Here is a 26,016-nt window from a genome sequence, read left to right on the forward strand (position 1 = left end):
TTCTCGTCCCGCCACTCGTCACGGCTCTCCTCACGCCACTCGGCCCACTTCGCAACCCTGCGGAGCGGTCGTTGAGTGACGCGCCTGCCCTACCACGCGCTATCACGTCATCACTTCAACTGATACGCGGGGTCCATCAACAACCCCTGCAAGTAGGCCGTGCTGTTCACGCCGGCGGGTTGCATCGCCGCAGGCTTGAGGGGCAGCACGGCCCGCTGCAACGCCTCGCGCGACGCCGCGTCTGGAACATCGACCGGCTCCAGCGCGTAAGGTTGCAGCCAGCGCGACAGATCGAAGCGCACCCCCGCTACCGTTCTCGGCATCGATGGCACCGCTCCCAACACCATGCGCTGTACACCCGTTCGAGCAGAGATCGACACGGTCGGCGACACCATCGACGCCCCTCCCGCATTCGCGTTCTCCGTCGCGCGGAACATGCGCTCGACAAACTGTTTGCGCGCAAGCAACGTGGTGCTGTCAATCCACGCGTCGCCGCCCGGCCATCCCTTCACATTGGGAGGACGGAACAGGTCCTGCCCGAGAACACGCATCTGTCGCGCCAGCAGCAGCGGATCGTCGTAGCCGATGTCGAACTCGCGCACCGTATCGGTCACGAATTCAGCCGGCGATTTGACCAACGTCCCGCGGGTTCGGGCGTCCCAGAAGGCGGGGGTCAGCAACAACGCACGCAATGTCACGCGAATGTCGTAGCCGCTCGCGCGAAAGCGGTTCGCGATACGCGCCACCTGCACCGGATCCGGAGTCGGTGACACGAATTCGCGCCACAACTTGCCAGTGATGAACGTCGCCGTCTCCGGACGCGCCAGCAGGATGTCGAGCATCTGGTCGCCATCGAAGTCGCCGGTCTGGTTCAGCACCGTCTTAGTGCCCACATCATGAAGGTTGGGGCGCCAGACATACGTCATCGTCGCCCGATCGATGCCCCAGCCGGTGTAGGCGCGCGCCGCCTCGCGCACATCCTGCTCCGTGTAATGTCCTTCGCCGAGCGTAAACAACTCCATGACTTCACGCGCGAAGTTCTCGTTCGGCCGCCCCTTCCGACTGCCCGCGCCATCGAGATAAACCAGCATGGCCGGATCCTTCGACACGGCATGCAGCAGCGTCCCGAAGTTGCCGAGCGCGTTCGCGCGCAGCAAGACGTTCTGCCGATAAAGCATGACGGGCTCACGCACCTTGTCGTCGCTCGACACGAAGTGGTTGTGCCAGAACATCGTCATGCGCTCCGTGAGCGGTGACGGCGTCGTGGCCATCTCCTGTGCCCACCATGCCGCCAGCGACGCCGCCATACGGTTGCGTCGCTGGTTCAGCTCGCGACGCTGCTCGGCCGTCATGGACTTGACCGGCGCGCCATACAGCGGCGGATCTTCAACCCAGGCGGGCGGCGGCGTCACGGCCATGCGGCGCGCTCGCGACAACAGAAGATCGACGGCTTGCGCACGCGTGCGTCCAACGAACGGGGCGAGTTCGCGCGCGTCAGGCGAGTAGCCGGTGCGCGTGAGCAAGTAGCGCGCGTCGCCGGCGGTGAGCGGGCGCGTAGCGCGATCGGCAAATGCATCGGCAGCACCGGCGGCCCCGGTTGCGCGTGGCGCCGTCGCACTCGCCGCATGCGCCGCGCCGGCAGGCCGCGTCGACAACGCGTGACCGACGAGCGGCCACGCCAGCCACAGGATGGCAAGCACACCAGACGTCAGCCGCCCAGGCATCCACGACATTGACGACGGCAGGCGACGCAGCACGGCGATCATCGCCGTGACACCGTTCGTCGCCTCAATGCCCTTTCGGCAGGCGCAAAAAAAGCCGGCGTCGACGCAGGCTGGCAAGTTTGGGGTGGGCTTCATGGGACGCTCGCGTCATCGTGACATCATTGGCGTTTTTGGGAAGCGTTTGGCGACGCTGCGGTGCCCTCTTGATCCATGAACCATCAGCCATGAGCGCGCGCGTCTTTATCGTTAGTGAGTGTACAACTCGCGCACGGCGTCCTGAATATGTTGCCGTAGCAGGCGCCGGTCTTCCGGCGACATATGACCATTGGGACGGCGGCCCGGCGGCGCGGGGGGAAATTCGTCGTTGCGGCGCGCAGCACCGGAATCGTTCTGCGACGGCTCACGCTTCGTCGGATTGCGGGGCGACGGCGCAGGCCCCGCGTGGTGCAAGCGCGGGGCGCTCACCCGATGCAGCTGCGCACTGAAATGCGCGACAGGACGGGCATACGTCACGCCCAGGTGTCCCCAGAGCATGATTCCCCCGATCAGTAGCGTCCACTCAGCAGCCCATCTCATCTTGTGCGTATGTCCTTCATGCCGTGCGGCAGGTTTTCCCCCTGGCAGGGGTGCAAGTGTACCCACAGCCTATGGTCAGCGCGCAAGCTGTAGGGTAAATTGTGTAACCCTTTGTAACCCGCTTTGGCGGCCCCATCAGTTCGTAACATTTCGGGCTAAGATACGTGGCATGGAAAACAAAAACTCTCCCAAAATTCTGGTTGTCGACGACGATCCGCGACTGCGCGACCTGCTTCGTCGTTACCTCGGGGAACAGGGTTTCAATGTCTTCGTGGCGGAAAATGCAACGGCCATGAACAAGCTTTGGGTGCGCGAGCGTTTCGATCTGCTCGTGCTCGATCTGATGCTCCCCGGTGAAGACGGTCTGTCGATTTGTCGCCGCCTGCGTGGCGCCAACGACCGCACGCCGATCATCATGTTAACGGCCAAAGGCGAGGATGTCGACCGTATCGTCGGCCTCGAGATGGGCGCAGACGATTACCTGCCCAAGCCCTTCAATCCGCGCGAACTCGTCGCGCGCATTCACGCCGTGCTACGCCGTCAGGCACCGCCCGAACTCCCCGGCGCGCCCAGTGAAACCATGGAAACGTTCGAGTTCGGCGACTTCTCCCTGAACCTCGCCACGCGCACGCTCACGAAGAACGGCCAGGAGATCGCGCTCACGACGGGCGAGTTCTCGGTGCTCAAGGTATTCGCGCGTCATCCGCGCCAGCCGCTGTCGCGCGAAAAGCTGATGGAGTTGGCACGCGGGCGCGAATACGAAGTGTTCGATCGCAGCCTCGACGTGCAGATCTCGCGTCTGCGCAAGCTGATCGAACCGGATCCGGGCAGCCCACGTTTTATCCAGACCGTGTGGGGCCTCGGCTACGTGTTCATTCCGGACGGCGGCGCGTGATCCTCCGCCATTGCGTCTCAAGCAGCAAAACAACGCCGGTCGCGACACGCTCGCCCACCGGCGTTGCGTCGCGTCTCACGCCGCATCCAACGGCGTACCGCGTCTCTCGTCCGGACACTCGCCATCCAGCACGTCGGGTCTGCCGACTCGCGCAAGTCACGCTTTAGACGGAGCAACCCCATGCATCCGATCCGGATGGTACGCGGGCTGTTCGGCGGTCTGTTCTGGCGTACCTTCTTCCTCATTGCACTGCTCATCGGCGTCAGCCTGGCCGCCTGGTACCAGAGCTTTCGCGTGATCGAGCGTGAGCCGCGCGCGCAACGTGTCGCGCAGCAGCTCGTATCGATCGTCAAGCTGACGCGCACCGCGCTGCTCTACTCGGAGCCCGATCTGCGTCGCGCCCTACTGCAGGATCTCGAGAGCAACGAAGGGATTCGCGTGTACCCACGCGAGCCGGCTGACAAGATCGAGAAACAGCCGGGCGGCGTGGTCCAGGACCTGATCGTGCGCGACGTGCAGCGCCGGCTGGGGACAGACACCGTCATCGCCGCCTCGGTCAACGAGATTCCGGCCATGTGGATCAGCTTCAAGATCGATGAAGACGACTATTGGGTCGCCATCGAACAGGACCGGATCGACACGGCCACCGGCCTTCAACTCTTCAGTTGGGGAACGTTCGCGCTGGCCCTCTCGCTCATCGGCGCCGCGTTCATCACCGCGCTCGTCAACCGACCCTTCGCCCGGCTTGCCCACGCAGCCCGCGCCATCGGCGAAGGACAACGCCCCGACCCGCTCCCCGAGCGCGGTATGGGCGAGGCCGCCGAGGCCAACCGCAGCTTCAATCAGATGGTGGAGGAACTCGAACGCCTCGACGCCGACCGGGCGCTGATGCTCGCGGGCATCTCGCACGATCTGCGCACGCCGCTGGCACGGCTGCGACTGGAAACGGAGATGAGTCCGTCCGACGAATCGGTCAAGCGCGACATGATCAGCGACATCGAACAGATGGACGACATCATCGGCCGATTCCTCGATTACGCCCGGCCGGCATCGCGAACGATGCAGTCGCTCGATCTGTCGGACATCGTCCGCGATACGGCACTCGCCTTCGAGGGCCGCGAAGACCTGAACCTGAGCACCGAACTCGCCGACGCCGCCCCGGTACTTGCCGAACGCACCGACCTCAAGCGTCTGCTCACGAACCTGATCGAGAACGCGCGTAAATATGGCCGCGACGCCGACACCAATGTCGCCAACGTCCACATCACGACGCGCATTCTCGGCGAACGCGTCGAGATGCGCGTGCGCGACACCGGCCCGGGCATTCCCGAGGACCAACTCACTCTGGTCTTCCGCCCCTTCTATCGGGTGGACACCGCCCGCACGAAGGCAGACGGCACCGGCCTCGGCATGGCGATCGTTCAGCGCATCGCCACACGCTACAAAGGTCACGCCTCGCTGCACAATGTACGGCCGGGTCCCGGCCTTGAAATCACCGTGTCATTTCCGCTTGCTAAATAACGGTTTGCGGAATTTTGTCTATGCTCAAGGCTTGCCCGCCCAATGTTGAGCACGATCCTATCGACGGGATTTGTTTTAACTATCCCCAAAATAAAAATAAACTATTGCTGTCGATTATTCGATAGCGTATGATGCATAGGTTGATCGGGATCAGCAGATTTCGGTCAGTTGCTGGTTGCGATGTCCCAGCGACATCTCGACTTAAACCGCACTAATTTAGGAGTCAATCGATGAAGACTGTCGGCGACAAACTCGAAGCATTCTCGGTAGAAGCTGCCAAGCCTGGCTTCAACAACCACGAAGAAAACGGCGTCTCGGCTTTCGAAACGATCACCGAAGCCTCGTTCCCCGGCAAGTGGAAGATCATTTACTTCTACCCGAAGGACTTCACCTTCGTGTGCCCGACCGAAATCGTTGAGTTCGGCAAGCTGGCCAACGACTTCGCAGAGCGTGACGCTGTCCTGCTCGGCGGTTCGGGCGACAACGAATTCGTGAAGCTGGCATGGCGTCGTGAGCACAAGGACCTGAACAAGCTGAATCACTACTCGTTCGGCGACACGACCGGTGCCCTGATCGACCAACTCGGCGTGCGCGACAAGGCCGCCGGCGTGGCCCTGCGTGCCACGTTCATCGTTGACCCGGACAACGTCATCCAGCACGTTTCGGTGAACAACCTGAACGTCGGTCGCAACCCGGAAGAAGTGCTGCGTATTCTGGACGGTCTGCAAACGGACGAACTCTGCCCGTGCAACCGCGCTGTTGGCGGTGCAACGCTGTAAGCGTCGTCTTGTGAAGCCCGCGAAAGCGGGCTTTTTCAGCCCAAAGCAATAGGAGAAATTTATGGAATTCATCACCGCGATTAAGGCGCAAATCCCTGACTACGCCAAGGACATCCGCCTGAACCTCGACGGCACCATCGCCCGCTCCTCGCTGGAAGGCAACGACGCCGTTGGTGTAGCCCTCGCCGCTGCCTTTGCAGCCAAGAGCCAGCCGATCATCAAGGCGATTCGCGAATCGGGCGTACTCGCTCCCGAAGAGCTGGAAGGCGCGTTGACCGCTGCCGCGCTCATGGGCATGAATAACACGTGGTATCCGTATCTCGAGATGGCCGACAACGCCGAACTGAAGAACGAGAAGGCCCAGCTTCGCATGAACGGCTACGCCACGCGCGGGGGCGTCGATCAACGTCGTTTCGAGATGTATGCACTGGCGGCATCCATCATCGGCAAGTGCCACTTCTGTGTGAAGTCGCACGCCCACCTGCTCGCCGCCGAGCACGGGATGAGTACCGCGCAACTGCGTGACGTCGGCCGTATCGCCGCCGTCGTCAATGCCGCCGCCCAAGTCATCGCCGCCGAGGCTGCCTGAGTCCGCAAGCGCTGAAGCACCCACGCGCCGAGGCCGGCGCAAACCGCCAAAGCGACAACGGCGCTACCGGGTTCAACCGGTAGCGCCGTTGTGCGTGATGGATTGTGCTGCCCGCGCGTCACCGCGTTGCGTGCAGCGCCGCTATCACCTCAGCCGGCCACGAGCAGGGCTGCCGCCTGCGCTTCAATCCCTTCCTGACGGCCGAGATAGCCCAGCTTTTCGTTCGTCTTCGCCTTCACGTTCACCTGACCGACGGTGACGCCCAGCGCGTCGGCAATCGACTGCGTCATCGCGGCAATATGGGGCGCGAGCTTCGGCGCCTGCGCAATCACCGTGCAGTCGACGTTGACGACCTCATAGCCCTGCTCACGCACGCGCCGCATGGCTTCCTGGAGCAAAACCACGCTGTTCGCGCCCTTGAACGTGGGATCGGTGTCGGGAAAGTGGCGTCCGATGTCGCCCAGCGCCGCCGCGCCGAGCACGGCATCGGTGATGGCGTGCAGGAGCACGTCGGCGTCGGAATGGCCGAGCAGGCCGCGATCGAACGGGATGGTCACGCCCCCCATCACGAGCGGGCGTCCCGGCACGAGGGCATGCACGTCGTAGCCCTGGCCGATGCGCAGCTTCGACAACATCGCGAGCGGGGAATGAGAAACAGCTTGTTCAGTCATGGAGAGTCGCCAAATGCGAAAGAATGCGGGGCGTCGTTTCGGAGCTGCGGCGCATGCCGAGCCCTCACACGGACTTGGCAGCGCCGAGGAAGGCCTCGGCGAGCGCGAAATCTTCGGGATAGGTCACCTTGAAGTTGCGCAGGCTGCCGCGAACGAGCTTCGGCGCGTGGCCGATCCGTTCGATGGCGCTGGCTTCGTCGGTCACTTCGGCCCCCGAGGCGAGCGCGTCTTCCAGCGCGTGACGCAGCATGCCGAGGCGAAACATCTGCGGGGTCTGCGCCTGCCAAAGGCCGTCGCGCGACTCGGTCGCCTGCACGGCCGCCAACCCACCCTTCGCCGTCGGCGCCTGCTCGCGCTTGAGCGTATCGGCCACGGGCAAGGCCAGGATGCCGCCGACTGGATCGTCGCGCAGCGCCTCGACCAGCGCGCGAATCAGCGCCGGCGTAATGCCGGGACGCGCCGCATCGTGCACCAGCACCCAGTCGCTGTCCTGCGCCCCGAACTCGGTGAGCGCCTGCAGCCCGCCAAGCACCGACGCATGCCGCGACGGCCCGCCGCAACGTCGCACCGCAAAACGCAGCGGACCGAAGCGCCTGCCGTCGAAATGATTGTCGTCAGGCGCCAGCACCAGCACGGTCTGAGCGAACTCGGAGCAGGCGTCGAACGCGGCGAGCGCATAGTGCAGCATGGCGCGTCCGCCCACGCTTCGGTATTGCTTGGGCACGTCGGCCCCGGCGCGTACACCCGCCCCGGCACACGGGATGACGGCAAAAAGTCGGTCGCTCACAATAAAACGCAGGTAAGAGGAAAGCAGGGATTTTATAATAGACGCTGACTGTCACGGGGCCCCATGCGAAAGGAGCCCCGTGCTTTGCCATTTCTGCAACGTTCCTCTATGTCCGCCGCCAACGCTCTATCCCGTAATACCGCGCCTGTGCCGCTCGTGAAAGCGGGACAGCGTTACGCCTTTGCCGGCTCGCACGCGTCGAGCGACGCCCTGCTCATCGCCCGCTATTTCAACGACAACCGCGAGCGCCTGCCGTTGCTCGCCGTCGTGTGCGCCCAGGCCACCGATGCCCTGCGCCTGCAGCAGGAACTCACGTGGTACGCGCCCGACGCCCGAGTGCGGCTGCTGCCCGACTGGGAAACGCTGCCGTACGACACGTTCTCGCCACATCAGGATCTCGTCTCCGAACGGCTCGCCACCCTGCACGACCTCGGGGAGAAGCGCTGCGACATCGTCCTGGTGCCCGCCACCACTGCGCTCTACCGCATGGCCCCCGCGAGCTTCATGGCGGCCTACACGTTCTTCTTCACGCAGGGCGAGCGGCTCGACGAAGCACGCCTGAAGTCGCAACTGACGCTGGCAGGCTACGAGCATGTGAGCCAAGTGATGCGGCCTGGTGAGTATTGTGTGCGCGGCGGACTGATCGACCTGTACCCGATGGGCTCAGCCCTGCCGTATCGTCTCGATCTGTTTGACGACACCGTCGACAGCATTCGCGCGTTCGACCCCGACACGCAGCGCAGCCTGTATCCGGTCAAGGAAGTCCGCCTGCTGCCCGGGCGCGAATTCCCGTTCGACGACGCGGCCCGCACCGCCTTTCGCGGGCGCTGGCGCGAAGTGTTCGAAGGCGACCCGACCCGCAGCCCGATCTACAAGGACATCGGCAGCGGCGTGCCGTCGGCCGGCATCGAGTATTACCTGCCGCTGTTCTTCGACGAAACCGCCACCCTGTTCCACTATCTGCCCGCCGACGCCCAACTGGTGTTCGTCGGCGATCTCGACGCGGCCATCCACCGTTTCTGGAACGACACGCGTCAACGCTACAACTTCCTGTCGCACGATCGCGAGCGGCCGGTGCTGCCGCCCGAGCAACTGTTCCTGCTCGATCAGGACTTCTTCACGCTCGCCAAGCCGTTCGCCCGCCTGACGCTGCCTACGCCGAGCGACGGCAGTTGGGCCATCCCGTTGCCGGCACTGGCCATCAACCGTCGTGCCGACGACCCGCTGGCCGCCCTGCGCGCCTACCTCGCCCGCACGCCAGCCCGCGTGCTGCTGTGCGCCGACTCGGCCGGTCGTCGCGAGACGCTGCTGCAACTGCTGCATGACCATGACCTGCGCCCATCGTCCGTCGAGTCGTTCGAAGACTTCCTGACATCCGACGCTCGCTTTGCCATCGGCATCGCCCCGCTGGCCGCAGGCTTCCTGCTGCCGACGGAAGATCTCGCCTTCATCACGGAGAACGAGCTTTACGAAGGCCTCGCACGCCGCGCTGGCAAGCGCCGCCAGGAGCAAGCGACGTCGGTCGACTCGATGGTGCGGGATCTGGCCGAACTCAAGGTGGGCGACCCGGTCGTTCACAGCCAGCACGGCATCGGTCGCTATCAGGGCCTGGTCAGCATGGATCTCGGCGAAGGCGAGACCGAATTCCTGCATCTCGAATATTCGGGCGACAGCAAGCTGTACGTGCCCGTTTCGCAGTTGCATCTGATCTCGCGCTACAGCGGCGCCGATCCCGATACCGCACCGCTGCACTCGCTAGGCTCGGGCCAATGGGAAAAGGCGAAGCGCAAGGCGGCGCAGCAGATTCGCGATACCGCGGCCGAACTGCTCAACCTGTACGCCCGTCGTGCTGCGCGTTCCGGTTACGCGTTCGAACTGTCTCCGCGCGACTACGAGAAGTTCGCCGATAGCTTCGGCTTCGAGGAAACGCCGGATCAGGCGGCCGCCATTGCGGCCGTGATGAGTGACATGACGAGCGGCCGTCCGATGGACCGCCTCGTGTGCGGCGACGTCGGCTTCGGCAAGACCGAAGTGGCCTTGCGCGCCGCCTTCATTGCCGTGCTCGACGGCAAGCAGGTCGCCTTGCTGGCCCCGACCACGCTGCTCGCCGAACAGCACGCGCAAACCTTCTCCGATCGTTTTGCCGACTGGCCGGTACGCATCGCCGAACTCTCGCGCTTCAAGACGACCAAGGAAGTGAACGCGAGCGTGAAGGCCATCAACGAGGGACAAGTCGATATCGTGATCGGCACGCACAAGCTGCTGTCGAACGACATCCAGTTCCAGCGTCTGGGCCTCGTCATCATCGACGAAGAACATCGTTTCGGCGTGCGGCAGAAGGAAGCCCTCAAGGCGCTGCGTGCCGAGGTGGACGTGCTCACCCTGACCGCCACCCCGATTCCCCGTACGCTCGGCATGTCGCTCGAAGGCCTGCGCGACTTCTCCGTCATCGCGACGGCACCGCAGAAGCGTCTGGCGATCAAGACCTTCGTGCGCCGCGAAGAGGATGGCGTCATCCGCGAAGCCATGCTGCGCGAACTCAAGCGCGGCGGACAGGTGTACTTCCTGCACAACGAAGTCGAAACCATCGAGAACCGCAAGGCACAGTTGGAAGCCCTGGTGCCCGAGGCCCGCATCGTCGTGGCGCACGGACAAATGCACGAACGCGATCTCGAACGCGTAATGCGCGACTTCGTCTCGCAGCGCGCCAACGTGCTGCTGTGTACCACCATCATCGAGACCGGCATCGACGTGCCGACCGCCAACACGATTCTGATGCATCGCGCGGACAAGTTCGGTCTGGCGCAATTGCACCAGTTGCGCGGGCGCGTCGGGCGCTCGCACCACCAGGCCTATGCCTATCTGCTCGTCCACGATCCGAAGGCGCTGACCAAGCAGGCACAGCGGCGTCTCGAAGCGATTCAGCAGATGGAAGAACTCGGCGCGGGCTTCTATCTCGCGATGCACGACCTGGAGATTCGCGGCGCGGGTGAAGTGCTGGGCGACAAGCAATCGGGCGAAATTCACGACATCGGGTTCCAGCTCTACACCGACATGCTGGCCGACGCCGTGAGCGCACTGAAAGCCGGACGTGAACCGGATCTCACCGCACCGCTCTCGGCGACCACCGAGAGCAATCTGCATGTCCCGGCCATCTTGCCGAGCGACTTCTGCGGCGACGTACAGGAGCGCCTCTCGCTGTACAAGCGCCTGGCCAACGGCACCCACGCCGACGCCATCGACACGATCCAGGAAGAACTCGTCGATCGCTTCGGCAAGCTGCCGCAACAGGCGCAGGCGCTGATCGAGACGCACCGCCTGCGACTGCTCGCCAAGCCACTGGGTATCGTCAAGATCGACGCGAGCGAAGACGCCATTGCCCTGCAATTCGAGCCGACCCCGCCCGTCGATCCGATGCGCATCATCGCGCTGGTGCAGACGCATCGCCATATCAAGCTCGCGGGACAGGACAAGCTGCGCATCGAAGCAAAGCACGTGCAACTGACCGACCGCGTCCGCGCGATCAAGGAGACACTGCGCGCGCTCGGCACGCCGAACGCCAAAGCGGCCTGACGCTCGCATGCCCCGGGGCAACCCAAGCCCGGCACGTCTTTTCCCACAAGGCGGGAATGGTTGTTCACTCAACCTTTTACGTCTAAATTGTTTTTGAGTAATATTTCCCCAGTACCGGTACGTAGCGACGTATGACTGGAGATTCCCGGAGATTCGAATGACAAGCGCTTCCCCCCAAGCCATCGCCCCGCAGGTTGCCAACGAGGCCCAGCCGGCATCGCTCGACTGGATCACGAAGCTGGTCAGCATCGACACCACCAGCCGCGAATCGAACCTCGGCCTGATCGAGACGGTGCGCGACAGCCTCAAGCACGCTGGCGTCGAGCCGTGGTTGTCTTACGACGCCACCCAGCGCAAGGCCAATCTGTTCGTGACGCTGCCGGCCGCGGATGGCAACACCCAGGGCGGTATCGTGCTCTCGGGCCACACCGACGTGGTGCCGGTCGACGGTCAGCCATGGGACACCGATCCGTTCAAGCCAGTGGTGCGCGACGGCAACCTGTACGGCCGCGGCACGTGCGACATGAAGGGCTTCATCGGCTCGGTCATGACGCTGCTGCCGGAAATGCGCGACGCCAAACTCAAGACGCCGTTCCATTTCGCGTTCTCCTACGACGAGGAAATCGGTTGCGTGGGCGCGCCGGTCATGCTCGCCGCATTGCGTGAGCGCGGTATTCGCCCGGACGGCTGTATCGTCGGCGAGCCGACGAGCATGCGCGTGATCGTCGCTCACAAGGGCATCAACGCCTACCAGTGCTGTGTGCGCGGTCATGCGGCGCACTCGTCGCTCACGCCGAAGGGCTCGAACGCGATCGAATACGCCGCGCGCCTGATCTGCTACATCCGCGATCTGGCCGATCACTTCAAGCAGAACGGTCCGTTCGACGAGTTGTTCGACGTGCCGTTCACCACGGCGCAGACGGGCACGATCTCGGGCGGTATCGCCCTCAACACGATTCCGGCGCTGTGCGAGTTCGTCTTCGAATACCGCAACCTGCCGGGCGTGGATGCCGACGGGATCTTCCAGCGCATTCAGCAATACGCCACGGACGAGTTGATCCCGAAGATGCAGAAAGAGCACCCGAACGCGGGTATCGAGTTCAAGCGGATTGCCGCGGCCCCGGCACTGGACGCTTCGGAGCAGGACGCGATCACGCAACTCGTGCGCGCGCTGACCAAGGACACCGACAAGCGCAAGGTCGCTTATGGCACCGAAGCCGGTCAGTTCCAACGCGCAGGCGTGCCGTCGATTGTGTGCGGCCCTGGCAATATCGAACAAGCCCACAAGCCCAACGAGTTCGTGTCGCTCGAACAGATCGCGCAGTGCGAATCGTTCCTGCGCAAGTTGATCCACAGCAACACCGTCGGCGTCTGAACCCACGCCCGACTCGCGCAGGCCGGCGCGTCGACGAACGTTTGACGGGGCCGTATTCCGACTGCCGGATGCGGCCCGTTGCCTTGCAACATGCCTTACGCAGTAGCAGACGCCTATCGCAAGGGCGCACAGGACATTCCTCCGCAAGATAACAATCACGTACGCCAGACAGGTATTGGAGATCTCGCCCATGAGCGCAAGCGCATCCCCCAACGCGACGGCCCCGGCCGCCCGCACTTCCCCGCACGCGTGGCGTGTGATCGTATCGGCCTCGATCGGTAATGCGCTCGAGTGGTTCGATCTCGTGGTGTACGGCTTTTTCGCCGTGACCATCGCCAAACTGTTCTTCCCGACCGGCAACGACACGGTATCGCTGCTGCTCACCCTCGGTACGTTCGGCGTGTCGTTCTTCATGCGGCCGCTGGGCGCCATTGTGATCGGCGCCTATGCCGACCGCGCCGGTCGCAAGGCGGCCCTCACCCTGTCGATTCTGATGATGATGGTCGGCACGCTGCTCATCGCGCTCATGCCCACGTACGCCACCATCGGCGTGCTGGCACCGGTCGGCATCGTCATCGCCCGCATGGTGCAGGGCTTCTCGGCGGGCGGCGAATTCGGCAGCGCCACTGCGTTTCTCGCCGAGCACGCACCGAAACGCCGCGGCTTCTTCTCTAGCTGGCAGGTCGCCTCGCAAGGGCTGACCACGCTGCTCGCCGCGGGGTTCGGCGCGCTGCTGACCGGTAATCTGTCGCCGGAGGCCATGATGTCGTGGGGCTGGCGCGTGCCGTTCTTCTTCGGCCTGCTGATCGGCCCGGTCGCGTATTACATTCGCCGCCGTCTGGACGAGACGCCCGAGTTCCTCGACATCGAGCCCACGCAAAGCCCGCTGCGCGACACGTTCGCGAGTCAGAAGGAACGGCTGCTGCTCGCCATTGGCGTGGTTGTGATGGCCACCGTGGCGACGTACCTGGTGCTCTACATGCCCACGTATGCCGTGAAGCAACTGGGCCTGCCGTCGTCGGCCGCGTTCTCGGCGGTACTGCTCACCGGCGTGGTGCAACTGATCGTGGCGCCCATCGTCGGCCACTGGTCGGATACGCATGGCCGGATCAAACCGATGCTCACGGCCGCCGTGGCATTGCTGGTACTGGTCTACCCGATGTTCAGCCTGCTCGATGCGCACCCGACGTTCGGCGCGCTGATGGTGTTCCAGATCGTGCTCGGCCTGCTGATGACAACGTACTTCGGCGCCCTGCCCGCCCTGCTCACGGAATTGTTTCCGGTGCAGGTGCGCACCACCGGCCTCTCGCTCGGGTATAACATCGCAGCAACGGTGTTCGGCGGTTTCGCCCCGTTCATCATCACGTGGCTCATCGGCGCTACCGGCAACAAGCTCGCGCCGAGCTTTTATCTGATTTTCGCTGCCCTTATCAGCATTACCGCGCTGCTGCGCACCCGTAAGCTCGGCCTGCGCTGATTTCAGCGACGGCCCAGCGCCCCCCGGGCGCCGAGGCGCACATGCGTTCACCGGTGTGCGCCCGTCCCCGGGGATTCCACGACTACGGAGACCCTGTCCAAGTGACGCAACTGACCCCTGCCCCGCACGCCGAAACCATCGACACGCAACCCGTTCCGACCCGGGACGCCATTGCCGAACTCCACGAAAAGCTGCGCCCCTATGTGCGAACCACGCCAGTGTTCACGCGCAACGACTTTCCGACGCTGGGCGACACGCGGGTGACGTTCAAGTACGAGCTGCTGCAGGCGTCGGGGACGTTCAAGGCGCGCGGCGCGTTCTCGAACCTGCTCTCGCTCGACGAAGCGCAGCGCGAAGCGGGCGTGACGTGCGTATCCGCCGGCAATCATGCCGTGGCGGTCGCCTATGCCGCGCGCGCGATGGGTGTCGGGGCCAAGACGGTCATGCTCAAGACCGCCAGCCCGGCACGCTCGTCCCTGTGCCGCGAATACGGCGCGGATCTGATGTTGGCGGAGAACGTGCATGAAGCGTTCGAGGTGGTCAAGCGCGTGGAGCAGGAGGAAGGCCGTTACTTCGTGCATCCTTTCAACGGTTACCGCACCGTGCTGGGCACGGCCACGCTCGGTTACGAGTGGGCGCAGCAAGCCCCCGACCTCGACGCCGTGATCGTGCCCATCGGTGGCGGCGGGCTGATTGCCGGGGTGGCGACAGCGTTCAAGCTGTTCGCCCCGCACGTGCAGGTGTATGGCGTGGAGCCGGCGGGTGCCGATGCGATGGCTCAGAGCTTCGCCGCAGGCGGTCCGGTCAAGATGGGGCCGATGAGCGGCATTGCCGACAGCCTGATGGCGCCGCACACCGAGCTGTACAGCTACACGCTGTGCCGACGCCATATCGACGAACTGGTCACCGTCACCGACGACGAGATGCGCGCGGGCATGCTCACGCTGTTCCGCCAACTGAAGCTCGCCGTGGAGCCGGCATGTGCCGCTGCCACCGCCGCATTGATGGGGCCCCTGCGCGAAAAGCTCATGGGCAAACGCGTGGGCGTCCTGCTGTGCGGCACCAATACCGACACGGCAACGTTCAACCGGCACATCGAAGCCGCCCTCGCGGCGGAAGCGAACGGCTGAGCGGCGTCGCGCTGCCTTCGCACGGCATCACGCCGCAGCCGCACCCCGACGCGACCCGACGGTCGCGTCGTCGCTTGGCCTGCGGCTGCTTCCGGCATTTTCCAGCAACGTCACCAGGATTTCGCATGTCCGCCACCTCCCCCACGCCGCCTGTCTTGCTGCTCGACGCCACGCAAATCGCCGCGCTCATGCCCGTGGCCGACGCGATTCCCGTCATGTCCGATATGTTCGGCGCGCTGGCCCGCGAGCAGATTCACCTGCCGTTGCGTCAGATCATTCGCCCACCGGAAGCGCTCGGGGCCAAGGGCATGCTCGGTATGATGCCTGCGTTCCTGGGTGGCACGGCGTCCGGCATACCAGTCTACGGCGCGAAGGTCGGCACCTTCTTTCCCGGCAATAGCGCCCAAGGCAAAGATCCACATCAAGGGTGCGTGCTGTTGATGAGCGGGCTGACGGGGGAACTCCTCGCGGTCATGAACGCGGCGGAGATCACGGGCATTCGCACTGCCGCCGTGACGGGGCTCGCGACACGTCGGCTCGCCCGCCACAACGCCAGCCGTCTCGCGCTGATCGGCGCCGGTCATCAGGCCCACTGGCATCTCGCGGCACTCGCCGCGGCGCGCGAGCTGCAGCACGTGCGCGTGGCGAGCCGCTCGCTCGCCACCGCACAGGCGTTTGTCGACAAGGAGCAGCCGAACTATGATTTTCGCCTCGAAGCCGCGCAGAGCGTCGAAGCAGCCGTGCGAGACGCCGACATCGTGGTCACGGTGACCAACGCCACGGAACCGGTGCTGCAAGCGGACTGGATCGCGCCGGGCACGCACGTCAATCTGGTGGGCAGCAGCACGCCGCGTCACCGCGAGGCCGACACGGCGCTCATGGCGCGCGCGCAACTGTTCGTCGACCGGCGCGAGTCGACGATCAACGAATCCGGCGACTATCTCGCCGCCGCTGCCGCGGGCAGCATCGGACCGGCCGATCTGCTCGCGGAACTCGGCGAGCTGGTCATTGGCCATCATCCCGGGCGCACCGATGCCGAAGCCGTCACAGTCTTCAAGTCGCTTGGCATGGGCGCGCAGGACGTTGCCCTTGCCGCCGCCCTCTATCAACGCGCGCAAGCCGCAGGCATTGGCACCAGCGCCGCGATCTGAAGGTCCGACGCGCCGCTGACAACGTCAGCCCACGAGGGCGACGGGGCCGCCAAACACAATGTCCGGATCGGTCCGGTTCCGGTCTGGAGGCGGCCTGTCGAGGCGTCAGGGGACGCCGTAAGATGGTGCCATCGGTTCCCACCTCACGGAGAGTCCCTCATGTCGCAAAGCCAAGCTGCCCACACCGCCCGTACCGCCCTGCTCGTCATCGATGCCCAGGAGTCGTTTCGCCAACGCCCGTACTGGCGTGAAGACGATCTCGCCACGTATTTCGACCGTCAGCAGGCCCTCGTCGACGGTGCCGTGGCGCGCGGCGTGCCGATCGTGCAGGTCTTCCACATCGGGTCGGGCGCGTTCTCGCGCGATTCCGGCTTCGTTCGCACGCTCGAAGAACTCCATATCGCCCCGGCGTTAACGGTGGACAAGGTCAAGCATAGTGCCCTGGCCGGCTCCACGCTCGGCGCGTGGCTCGTCGAGCATGGCATCACGCGCCTGATCGTCTCCGGCATCCGTACCGAGCAATGCTGCGAGACAACCACGCGCGCGGCGTCCGACGCGGGTTACGCCGTGGACTTCGTCACCGAAGCCACCCTCACGTTCCCGATGCAGCACCCGCGCACCGGGCGTGAGCTGTCGGTGGCCGAGCTGAAGGAGCGCACGGAAACGGTGCTCGTCGATCGCTTCGCACGCATCGTGACGGTTGAGGAAGCGCTCGCCGCGGTGTAATGTCGTGATCAACCCGCCTTGCCCCCGCTGTCCGAATCTGACCTGAACGCCTGCCGCCATGCCGCGACTGCAACCCGTCTACCTGCTGGTCATGCCCGACGCGCTGCTGCTCGACGTGGCGGCCCCCGCCGAAGCCTTGCGCATGGCCAATCACCAGCAGGACGACGTGCGCTTCGTGTTGCACTACGTCGGCACGCAGCGCTCAGTCGCCACCTCGATCGGCTTGTACGTCTCGCCGCTCGACATCTTGCCGGACAACGTGCCCGACGACGCCTGGCTGGTCGTCACGGGAACCGTCGAGAAGCCACTGCCGGTATGGGCGGCGGACGGCGGCACGACACCTGACCATTCCGCGGCGCCCACCGAAGACGCCGAATCCCTTGCCATCGCGTGGCTTCGGCGGGTCGTGCGCCCCACGCATCAATTGGCCTGCATCTGCACGGGCGCCTTGCTGGCCGCGCGCGCAGGACTGCTCGACGCCCGCGCCTGCACCACGCACCACGGCAGTTGCGACGCCCTGCGCGCGCTGGCCCCCAGCGCCCGGGTGGCCGACAATCGACTTTACGTGCATGACGCAAACGTGTGGACGAGTGCCGGTGTCACGACCGGCCTGGATCTGATGTTGACGCTCATCGCCGACGCCACCGGCCCGTTGTGTGCGGCGGCCGTCGCGCGGCAGATGGTCGTCTACGCCCGGCGCGCGGGCGCCGACCCGCAGTTGTCGCCGTGGCTGGAAGGCCGCAACCATTTGCACCCAGCGTTGCATCGCGTGCAGGATGCCATCGCCGCCGATCCCGCGCACGACTGGACACTCGCCTCGATGGCGGACATCGCCTGCGCCAGCGAACGGCACGTGACGCGACTCTTTCGCGAGCACGCCGGCGTCGCGCCCATCGATTACCTGCATCGGCTGCGCATCGCGCTCGCGCGCGAGATGCTCGGCAACAGCCAGCTCGACCTGGAACATATCGCCGAGCGCACCGGCTTTGGTTCGAGCCGACATCTGCGACGCGTCTGGCACAAGTTCGATGCACTCCCGCCGAGCCACGCACGCCGTATCGCGCACGACGGCTGAAGCAAGGCATCCGGGAGATGCGCGAAGCCCGATATGGCGGGACATCGTGGGGAAACGTCGGGAAACCAGCGTCGGCTCGCCGCAACCCGGTAGAATGTCGATCGCACGCAAAACGCAAGACTCTCGACTTCAAGATGGCCAACGATCTCGTCATTCTGGGCGGCACCCCGCCCACTACGTCCACTACGCCCACCGCACCCGCCACGACCTTCCCGCCGCATCTGCAGGCGGCCGTCGGCGCCTTCGTACCCGGCGCCAACGTCACGTTCACGCCAGGCGCGGCGCGTATTGCCGATGTCGTCGACACGCCCGCCCTGCGCGCGGCGATGGGGGCGTTCGCACAGCAGCACGAAGTCGACACCGTGCTCGTCGACAGCCACCGACGCCTCACAGACTTCAAGCTCGTGGCCATGGACATGGACTCGACGCTCATCACCATCGAGTGCATCGACGAAATTGCCGACTACTGTGGGCTGAAGGCGGAAGTCTCGGCCATCACGGAAGCCGCCATGCGCGGCGAGATCAAGGACTTCAACGAGAGCCTCACGCGGCGCGTGGCGCTGCTCAAGGGACTTGACGCGAGCGCCCTGGAAAAGGTCTTCGACGAGCGCCTGCAACTCTCGCCCGGCGCCGAAACCATGTTGCGCGGCGTTCAGGCACTCGGCATCCGCACGCTGCTGGTGTCCGGCGGCTTCACGTTCTTCACGGAGCGACTGAAGGCGCGTCTGAACCTGGATGTCGCCCGCGCCAATACGCTGGAGATCGTCGACGGCAAGCTCACGGGCCGAGTGCTCGGCGAGATCGTCAACGCCGAGGTCAAGGCGCGCACCGTGACCGAAGTGGCGACACATCTCGGTGTCAGCGCTGCTCAGGCAATCGTCATGGGCGATGGCTCGAACGACCTGCAGATGATGGCCATCGCCGGGCTGTCGGTGGCGTTTCGCGCGAAACCGGTGGTGCGGGAGAAGGCGTCTGTCGCGTTGAATTACGCAGGTCTGGACGCCCTGCTCTCGCTGTTCCGCAAGGACTGACATCGCCGGCGCGATGCGCCGACGATGCAGCGCCCTTCGTGGGCGCGCGTTCCCTTCCTCAGGCGCCGAGGTGCGCCGTCAGACTGGCTTCGATATCGGCCTGTAAATCGCGCACGTCTTCGAGACCGACATAGAAGCGCACCAGCGCGCCCTTATGCGGCCACGGCGTTGCCGAGCGCATGGACAGCACGCGATAGGGCACCACCAGGCTGTGCGCGCCCCCCCAACTGAAACCGATCTTGAACAAGCGAAGCGCTTCGATGAATGCGTCGATTTGCGCCGGCGTGTAGCGCTCGTCGAACACCACGGAGAACAGACCACCCGCGCCCGTGAAGTCGCGATGGAAATGCGCATGACCGGGGCAATCCTCGAATGCCGGATGCAGCACGGCCGCGATTTCATGACGGGTGCCCAGCCACGTCGCCAGCGTCATCGCGGCACGATCGTGCGCCTCGAAACGTAGCTGCATATTCGGCAGACTGCGCAACACGAGGCTGCAATCGTCGGCTGACACGCCCACGCCCATGCGCATGCGCGCCTGCTTCAGACGGTGGTGCACGTTATCGTCGACGGTCACGACCGAGCCCATCAGCACGTCGCTGCCGCCCGATTGGTACTTGGTGAGGGCCTGCACCGAGATGTCCACCCCGTGGTCGAACGGACGGAATGCCAGGCCGGCGGAATATGTATTGTCAATGGCCGTGAGTACGCCCCGCTCGCGCGCCACGCGCGCGATGGCCGGCACGTCGGGGACTTCCATCGTCACCGAGCCCGGGGCCTCGAGCCAGATCACCTTCGTGTTGGACTGAATCAGCGCGCCGATACCGTCACCGATCATCGGATCGTAGTAGCGCACGGTGATGCCGAACGACTCGGCGAGCCAGTCACCGTGCTCTCGGTTCGGACCGTAGGCGTTGTCTGGAATAAGGACATCGTCACCGCTCTTGACGAGGCCAAAGTACACATTGGAGATCGCGGCAAGTCCCGACGGGAACAGCAGGCAGTGTTTGCCGCCTTCGAGCGCCGCCAAGCGCCGCATCAACTCCATCGATGTGGGCGTGGCATGCAGACCGTAGCGCCACTGGCTGTCGTTCTTCCAGTCGAGCGAGCGCATGGCGGCCAGATCGGGGAAGATCACCGTCGATGCGCGGGCCACCGGCACCGGCATCGCGGCGAAACCGGCCGGCACGTGGGTGTCCGTATGCAGAATATTGGTTTGCCAATGCCAGCCATTGGCTTCCGGCGTGTCGAGGGGCTTACGGTTGTCTTGCGTCATTACGGCTCCGGAAAGACTCGGGCCGGCAACGACACCGGCCCCCGGGAGTAACTTACACGCGCTCGAACACGGCGGCAATGCCCTGGCCGCCGCCGATGCACATCGTCACCAGTGCATAGCGCCCGCCGATACGCTGCAACTCGTGCAACGCCTTGACCGTGATCAGGGCACCAGTCGCGCCGATCGGGTGGCCCAGCGAAATGCCGGAACCGTTCGGATTCACCTTGGCCGGATCGAACCCGAGGTCGCGCGTGACCGCGCACGCCTGCGCGGCGAATGCTTCGTTGGCTTCCACCACATCGATGTCGCCAACCTTGAGCCCGGCGCGCTCCAACGCCTTGCGCGACGCTGGCACCGGACCAATGCCCATATAGTTCGGATCGACCCCGGCGTGGGCGTAGCTGACCAGGCGCGCGAGCGGCTTGGCGCCGCGACGCTCGGCTTCGGCGCGTTCCATCAGAATCAGCGCGGCGGCCGCATCGTTAAGCCCCGAGGCGTTCCCGGCCGTGACGGTGCCGTCCTTCTCGAACACGGGGCGCAGCTTCGCCATGTCGGCCAGCGTCACTTCCGCACGCACATGTTCGTCGGCGGTGAACGACACCTCGCCCTTCTTCGACTTGATCGCGATAGGGACGATCTGGTCGTTGAAATAGCCCGCAGCCATGGCGCGCGCGGCGCGTTGATGCGATTCGACCGCGAGACGATCCTGATCGTCGCGCGTGATACCCCATTTCTTCGCGATGTTCTCTGCCGTCACGCCCATATGAATATTGGCGAAGGGATCGTGCAACGCGCCGAGCATCATGTCGACCAGACGCGATTCGCCCATGCGCGTGCCCCAGCGGGCACCCGGCATCACGTACGGCGCGCGGCTCATGCTCTCCGCGCCGCCCGCCATCGCCACGTCGGTGTCGCCCAGCAGAATCGACTGCGCGGCAGAAACGACCGCCTGCAGACCGGAGCCGCACAGGCGATTGACGGTCATCGCGGGCGCATGCTGGCTAACGCCCGCCTCGATGGACGCCACGCGAGCCAGATACATGTCCTTGGGTTCGGTATGAATGACGTTGCCGAACACCACGTGGCCGACGTCGTCACCGCCCACCTGGGCGCGCGCCATGGCCTCGCGGGCGACGATGGCACCGAGCTGCGTCGGCGCGAAATCCTTCAGGCTGCCGCCAAAATCTCCAATCGCGGTGCGCACACCGCTGACGATCACGACTTCTCGTTGCATGTCTCTTCTCCGGGTGAATTTCAGTTGGCAATGAGTATAGCGCCGCAGGGGTTACCGCGATGGCAGACGCAGTGGAGGGAAACTTCGATGAGCGAGCTTGCGGGGGCGGCGGCCGTGTCGGGTGCCGCGCATTGCGCTGCGGCGGGACGCGGCGGGAAGTGGCGGGAAGTGGCGCAAGCGACGGAAGTCGGGGGAAAGCGAAGCGAGGGGAAACCGGAGCATCGACGTGCCCCGGTAGGTCAAGCATTGATGCGGATCAGCCCGCCAGTGTCTGGAGCACCTGCTCGGCGCGCGGTACGGGCGCGACTGCGCCGTAACCGGTTGTCGACAACGCTGCGCAGACGTTGGCGTAGCGCGCCGCCGCGAACGGATCGTCGCCCAGCGCCAGACGGGCCACGAAAGCGCCGCCAAAGCAATCGCCGGCCCCGGTGGCGTCAACGGCCTTTACCGGATATGGCGCGACGATACGACGCTCGTCCGGCGTGGCGACATAGCAACCCTCGCGACCCAGCTTGAGCGCCACGACCTTCACGCCATACGAGAGCAGTGCGTCAAGGATCGCATCGCGATCGTCCAGCCCAGTGACCGCCGTCACGTCGTCCCAGCTCGGCAGGCAGACGTCGGTCAGGCTGAAGGCTTCGCGCATGGTGGCGCGGGCGCGGGCCAACGGCCACAGCTTGAGGCGCAGATTCGTATCGAACGACACCTTGCCGCCGGCGGCGCGAATCGTCGACATCGCCTCGAAAGCGGCGTCGCAAGCGCTCGCGCTGATCGCCAGGCTGATCCCCGACAGGTGCAGGAAAGATGCGCTCGCCAACGCTTCGCGCGGCAGATCCTGGGGCCGGTAACGGCTCGCGGCGGAGCCCGCGCGCAGATAGTCGAAATGGTGCCCGCTCGCGTCGTGGGACACGAAATAGACGCCGGTCGGAGCCTGCGCATCGACGCGAACGGCGTCCGTATCGACGGCTTCCTCACGCCACAAATCGAGCAGCATGCGACCGAAGCGGTCGTCGCCGAGCGCGCTCACGAAGCCCGTGTTGACGCCTTGGCGACGCGCAGCGATGGCGAAGTTGGACGTGTCGCCGCCGAAGCCCTGCAAATACTGGCGGGGGTCGTCGGGCGACTGGTTGAACTCGACCATGGCTTCGCCCATGGCCAGCACTTGCGGACCTGTTGACGTATGCGTGAGCGCCATCAGACCACCTCGCCCCACAGATCGTGGCCGTCGGCGCCAGTCACCGTCACGTTCACGAACTCGCCGACCTTCAGGCGCTTGGCCGCCGTGGGCGTGGGCTCGATGTACACGAGGCCGTCGATTTCGGGGGCGTCGGCCGCCGAGCGCGCCACCCCACCGTCCTGATTGATCTCGTCGACGATGACCTGAATCGTCGTGCCGACCTTGCGCTGCTGGCGCTGCGCCGAGATCTCTTCGGCCACTTCCATGAAGCGCGCGCGGCGCTCCTCGCGCACTTCGTCTGGCAAGGCACCCGGCAATTCGTTGGCCTTGGCCCCCTCGACCGGCGAATAGGCGAAACAACCCACGCGGTCCAGTTCGGCCTCGCGAAGGAAGTCCAGCAGATACGCGAACTCGGCCTCGGTTTCACCCGGGAAACCTGCGATGAAGGTGCTGCGGATCGTCAGATCCGGGCACAGCTTGCGCCACGCCTGAATGCGCTCGAGATTCTTCTCCCCCGAGGCCGGGCGCTTCATGCGCTTGAGCACATCCGGATGGGCGTGTTGCAGCGGCACGTCGAGATACGGAAGGATGTGGCCTTCGGCCATCAGCGGAATGATCTCGTCGACGTGCGGGTACGGGTAGACGTAATGCAACCGCACCCAGGCGCCGTACTGCTTGGCCAGTTCGCCCAGCGCCGTGACCAGTTCGGTCATGCGAGTCTTGAGCGGACGCCCCGCCCAAAAACCGGTGCGGTACTTCACGTCGACACCATAGGCGCTGGTGTCCTGCGAGATCACCAACAGCTCCTTCACACCGGCCTTGAAAAGGTTCTCGGCCTCGAGCATCACTTCGGCCACCGGGCGCGAATCGAGATCGCCGCGCATCGACGGGATGATGCAGAACGTGCAGCGATGGTTGCAGCCTTCGGAGATCTTCAGATACGCGTAATGACGCGGCGTAAGCTTGATGCCGGCGGGCGGCACAAGATCGGAGAAGGGGTCGTGCGGCTTCGGCAGATGCGTATGCACCGCGCTCATCACTTCGCCCAGGGCGTGGGGACCGGTGACGGCCAGCACCTTCGGGTGCACGGCCGTTACGATGTCCTGACCGGCGGCATCCTTTTTGGCGCCCAGGCAACCGGTGACGATCACCTTACCGTTTTCGGCCAGCGCCTCGCCGATGGCGTCGAGGCTTTCCTGAACGGCGTCGTCGATGAAGCCGCAAGTATTGACCACCACGAGATCGGCACCGTCATAGGTACCGGCGATGTCGTAACCTTCGGCACGCAGTTGCGTCAGGATTTGCTCGGAGTCGACCAGCGCCTTGGGGCATCCGAGCGAAACGAAGCCGACCTTGGGGGTGCCGGCGGGCGATGGGCGGGACATGGGGCGAAATCCTGATCTAGAAAATACGGGGAACGATCGACCGGCGAAACAGCGACCTCAGCCACTCCTGGCGCATCCCCCACAATGCCGAAACACCGCGCGAGACGCAGATCCTGCCTGCCGCCGAAACCGCCGCAAGAAGTCCCTCGCGGCGAACAACCGCGTATTTTACCCTGTTCGCCCGTGGGGCGTTCCAACTATGTTGCCGATCGCGACGTTGCGCGCCCCGTGCCCCATCGCAACGTCGGCCAAACCGTCAGGGCTTCTTGTTCGGGTCGCCCGGAGCGCCCGGCGCTCCCGGGAACGGGAACGTATTGAACATCGACTTCGCCTGGGTCTGCATCTGCTCTTGCATCTGCACGAACAGGTTCTTCGACTGCTCGATGTAGTTGGTCATCATGCCCTGCATCATCGGCGCCTGCATGTTCATGAATTGCGCCCAGACGTCCGGGTTGAAGGACGCGCCTTCGTAGATGCCCTTCGACTGATCGGCCAGCTTGTTCTGAATTTCGATGAACGTCTGGATATTCTTCTCGAGATACGTGCCCATCATGCCCTGCAGCGCATGCCCATAGAAACGAATGATCTGCGACAGCATGGCGCTCGAGAACATCGGCACGCCACCGGTTTCTTCTTCCAGAATGATCTGCAGCAGAATGCTGCGCGTCAGATCCTCACCCGACTTGGCATCGACGACCTTGAACTCCTCGGTCTCGAGTACCAATTGCTTCACATCGGCAAGGGTGATGTACGTGCTGGTCTGGGTATCGTACAGACGCCGGTTCGGATACTTTTTGATCAGGCGTTCGTCAGTCTTCTTGCTCGCGGCCATGCGGTGGGTTTCCTGCTTTTATGAAGGACTTCCCCGACCGGCGGTCGGGGTTAGTCACATATTATCGATTCTAGGACGTTTGCTGCTATGCGGCAAAGCCCTAACCCGCAACGGGGCGCGCGGCGCGGGTGTCGCCCGTCGCGCCCCCTACGCCCCGATCCCGCTTAGCCCATGTGCAGGCCACCGTTGAGCGAGAAATCCGCCCCCGTCGAGAAGCCGGAGTCTTCCGATGCCAACCACGCCACGATGGACCCGATCTCACCCGGTTCGCCCAGGCGCTTGACCGGAATCGTGGCCACGATCTTGTCCAGCACGTCCTGACGAATCGAGCGCACCATGTCCGTCCCGATATACCCCGGGGACACCGTGTTGACCGTGACGCCCTTGGTCGCCACTTCCTGTGCCAGCGACATCGTGAAGCCGTGGATACCGGCCTTGGCCGTCGAGTAGTTGGTCTGACCGAACTGCCCCTTTTGCCCGTTGACCGACGAAATGTTGATGATGCGGCCCCAACCACGCTCGCACATGCCCTCGATGACCTGCTTGGTCACGTTGAACAGGCTCGTGAGGTTGGTGTCGATGACGGCATCCCAGTCCTCGCGGGTCATCTTGCGGAAGACGACATCGCGCGTGATGCCCGCGTTGTTCACCAGCACGTCGACCTCGCCGACCTCGGCCTTGACCTTGTTGAACGCGGCCGTCGTGGATTCCCAGTCGCCAACGTTACCTTCGGACGCGATGAAGTCGAACCCCATCGCCTTCTGGTCTTCCAGCCACTTCACGCGGCGCGGCGAATTCGGCCCGCAACCCGCCACCACCTTGAAGCCATCCTTGTGCAGCCGCTGGCAAATGGACGTACCAATACCGCCCATCCCACCTGTCACATATGCAATGCGTTGAGTCATGGAAAGCTTCCCCCAAAATAGCGGCATCTCTGCCGCCTGTTGCGACTGCCAATTGACTGACGCACAAGCCGCGCGTTCCCGCGCGCGCCTTTCGTCTCCTGCCGACTTCAGCGTGCGCCCGTGCGCA

22 protein-coding genes are annotated in these 26,016 nt (G+C 64.5%); 12 read left to right on the plus strand and 10 right to left on the minus strand.

The genetic code is table 11. The features are described from left to right. Positions 1–110: 110 nt before the first annotated feature. Both OYT13_RS13370 and OYT13_RS13375 read right to left on the minus strand, forming a co-directional pair. Complete coding sequence (locus OYT13_RS13370) at positions 111–1,859, minus strand: DUF1800 domain-containing protein (protein WP_268566369.1); 1,749 nt, start codon at positions 1,857–1,859, stop codon at positions 111–113. Between the two features lie 111 nt (positions 1,860–1,970). Continuing rightward, the gene (locus tag OYT13_RS13375; protein WP_039830366.1) at positions 1,971–2,300 is read right to left on the minus strand and encodes a hypothetical protein; all 330 of its coding nucleotides are present in this window, start codon (positions 2,298–2,300) and stop codon (positions 1,971–1,973) included. 169 nt (positions 2,301–2,469) lie between these two features. On the opposite strand from OYT13_RS13375, the gene ompR reads away from it, so the two are divergent. The 4 genes from ompR (at position 2,470) to OYT13_RS13395 (ending at position 6,084) form a co-directional block, all read left to right on the plus strand. Next, on the plus strand, positions 2,470–3,195 hold the full coding sequence (gene ompR, locus OYT13_RS13380) for an osmolarity response regulator transcription factor OmpR (RefSeq protein ID WP_017234082.1): 726 nt from the start codon (positions 2,470–2,472) through the stop codon (positions 3,193–3,195). A 180-nt stretch (positions 3,196–3,375) separates the two neighbouring features. Continuing rightward, positions 3,376–4,716: an ATP-binding protein gene (locus OYT13_RS13385; RefSeq protein ID WP_268566370.1), complete on the plus strand. Its 1,341-nt coding sequence runs from the start codon at positions 3,376–3,378 to the stop codon at positions 4,714–4,716. A gap of 230 nt (positions 4,717–4,946) precedes the next feature. Next, positions 4,947–5,495 (plus strand): peroxiredoxin, encoded by a 549-nt coding sequence (locus OYT13_RS13390; RefSeq protein ID WP_017234080.1) that lies wholly within the window; start codon positions 4,947–4,949, stop codon positions 5,493–5,495. A 61-nt stretch (positions 5,496–5,556) separates the two neighbouring features. Next, positions 5,557–6,084 (plus strand): carboxymuconolactone decarboxylase family protein, encoded by a 528-nt coding sequence (locus OYT13_RS13395; RefSeq protein ID WP_017234079.1) that lies wholly within the window; start codon positions 5,557–5,559, stop codon positions 6,082–6,084. 149 nt (positions 6,085–6,233) lie between these two features. Here the strand turns inward: OYT13_RS13395 and ispF are convergent, their stop codons facing one another. Both ispF and ispD read right to left on the minus strand, forming a co-directional pair. Further along, the gene (ispF, locus tag OYT13_RS13400; RefSeq protein WP_150564489.1) at positions 6,234–6,719 is read right to left on the minus strand and encodes a 2-C-methyl-D-erythritol 2,4-cyclodiphosphate synthase; all 486 of its coding nucleotides are present in this window, start codon (positions 6,717–6,719) and stop codon (positions 6,234–6,236) included. Positions 6,720–6,819: 100 nt separating this feature from the next. Beyond that, positions 6,820–7,542 carry a 2-C-methyl-D-erythritol 4-phosphate cytidylyltransferase gene (gene ispD, locus OYT13_RS13405; protein WP_150550100.1) on the minus strand — a complete coding sequence of 241 codons (723 nt, stop codon included), beginning with the start codon at positions 7,540–7,542 and terminating at the stop codon, positions 6,820–6,822. 108 nt (positions 7,543–7,650) lie between these two features. On the opposite strand from ispD, the gene mfd reads away from it, so the two are divergent. The 8 genes from mfd (at position 7,651) to serB (ending at position 19,080) form a co-directional block, all read left to right on the plus strand. Further along, on the plus strand, positions 7,651–11,115 hold the full coding sequence (gene mfd, locus OYT13_RS13410; protein WP_268566371.1) for a transcription-repair coupling factor: 3,465 nt from the start codon (positions 7,651–7,653) through the stop codon (positions 11,113–11,115). Between the two features lie 157 nt (positions 11,116–11,272). Continuing rightward, positions 11,273–12,490 carry an acetylornithine deacetylase gene (gene argE / locus OYT13_RS13415; protein WP_017234075.1) on the plus strand — a complete coding sequence of 406 codons (1,218 nt, stop codon included), beginning with the start codon at positions 11,273–11,275 and terminating at the stop codon, positions 12,488–12,490. Between the two features lie 190 nt (positions 12,491–12,680). Continuing rightward, the gene (locus OYT13_RS13420; RefSeq protein WP_268566372.1) at positions 12,681–13,967 is read left to right on the plus strand and encodes an MFS transporter; all 1,287 of its coding nucleotides are present in this window, start codon (positions 12,681–12,683) and stop codon (positions 13,965–13,967) included. A gap of 101 nt (positions 13,968–14,068) precedes the next feature. Next, the gene (locus OYT13_RS13425; RefSeq protein ID WP_017234073.1) at positions 14,069–15,097 is read left to right on the plus strand and encodes a threonine/serine dehydratase; all 1,029 of its coding nucleotides are present in this window, start codon (positions 14,069–14,071) and stop codon (positions 15,095–15,097) included. A gap of 125 nt (positions 15,098–15,222) precedes the next feature. Beyond that, entirely contained in the window at positions 15,223–16,248 is a 1,026-nt protein-coding gene (locus OYT13_RS13430) for an ornithine cyclodeaminase family protein (protein ID WP_261938458.1), read from the plus strand. A 159-nt stretch (positions 16,249–16,407) separates the two neighbouring features. Next, positions 16,408–16,974: a cysteine hydrolase family protein gene (locus OYT13_RS13435; protein WP_017234071.1), complete on the plus strand. Its 567-nt coding sequence runs from the start codon at positions 16,408–16,410 to the stop codon at positions 16,972–16,974. A gap of 58 nt (positions 16,975–17,032) precedes the next feature. After that, positions 17,033–18,049: a GlxA family transcriptional regulator gene (locus tag OYT13_RS13440; RefSeq protein ID WP_268566373.1), complete on the plus strand. Its 1,017-nt coding sequence runs from the start codon at positions 17,033–17,035 to the stop codon at positions 18,047–18,049. Between the two features lie 134 nt (positions 18,050–18,183). Next, positions 18,184–19,080, plus strand: coding sequence for a phosphoserine phosphatase SerB (serB, locus tag OYT13_RS13445; protein WP_268566374.1), 897 nt, complete (start codon positions 18,184–18,186; stop codon positions 19,078–19,080). Positions 19,081–19,138: 58 nt separating this feature from the next. On the opposite strand, the gene OYT13_RS13450 is transcribed toward serB, so the two are convergent. The 6 genes from OYT13_RS13450 to OYT13_RS13475 all read right to left on the minus strand — a co-directional run bounded on the left by OYT13_RS13450 (position 19,139) and on the right by OYT13_RS13475 (position 25,889). Next, complete coding sequence (locus tag OYT13_RS13450) at positions 19,139–20,356, minus strand: cystathionine beta-lyase (RefSeq protein ID WP_268566375.1); 1,218 nt, start codon at positions 20,354–20,356, stop codon at positions 19,139–19,141. A 52-nt stretch (positions 20,357–20,408) separates the two neighbouring features. Further along, entirely contained in the window at positions 20,409–21,590 is a 1,182-nt protein-coding gene (gene bktB / locus OYT13_RS13455; protein WP_017234067.1) for a beta-ketothiolase BktB, read from the minus strand. Between the two features lie 256 nt (positions 21,591–21,846). Beyond that, positions 21,847–22,785: a sugar kinase gene (locus OYT13_RS13460; RefSeq protein WP_017234066.1), complete on the minus strand. Its 939-nt coding sequence runs from the start codon at positions 22,783–22,785 to the stop codon at positions 21,847–21,849. Beyond that, the gene (gene rimO / locus OYT13_RS13465; RefSeq protein ID WP_017234065.1) at positions 22,785–24,152 is read right to left on the minus strand and encodes a 30S ribosomal protein S12 methylthiotransferase RimO; all 1,368 of its coding nucleotides are present in this window, start codon (positions 24,150–24,152) and stop codon (positions 22,785–22,787) included. Before rimO ends, OYT13_RS13460 begins: the two co-directional genes overlap by 1 nt. Before the next feature lie 256 nt (positions 24,153–24,408). Continuing rightward, positions 24,409–24,984, minus strand: coding sequence for a polyhydroxyalkanoate synthesis repressor PhaR (gene phaR / locus OYT13_RS13470; protein ID WP_017234064.1), 576 nt, complete (start codon positions 24,982–24,984; stop codon positions 24,409–24,411). A gap of 164 nt (positions 24,985–25,148) precedes the next feature. Then, positions 25,149–25,889, minus strand: a complete 741-nt coding sequence (locus OYT13_RS13475) for a 3-ketoacyl-ACP reductase (protein WP_026131972.1) — start codon at positions 25,887–25,889, stop codon at positions 25,149–25,151. Between the last annotated feature and the right edge of the window lie 127 nt (positions 25,890–26,016).

Source organism: Pandoraea sp. XJJ-1, assembly GCF_026802345.1.
GTDB classification, from domain to species: Bacteria; Pseudomonadota; Gammaproteobacteria; order Burkholderiales; family Burkholderiaceae; genus Pandoraea; species Pandoraea cepalis.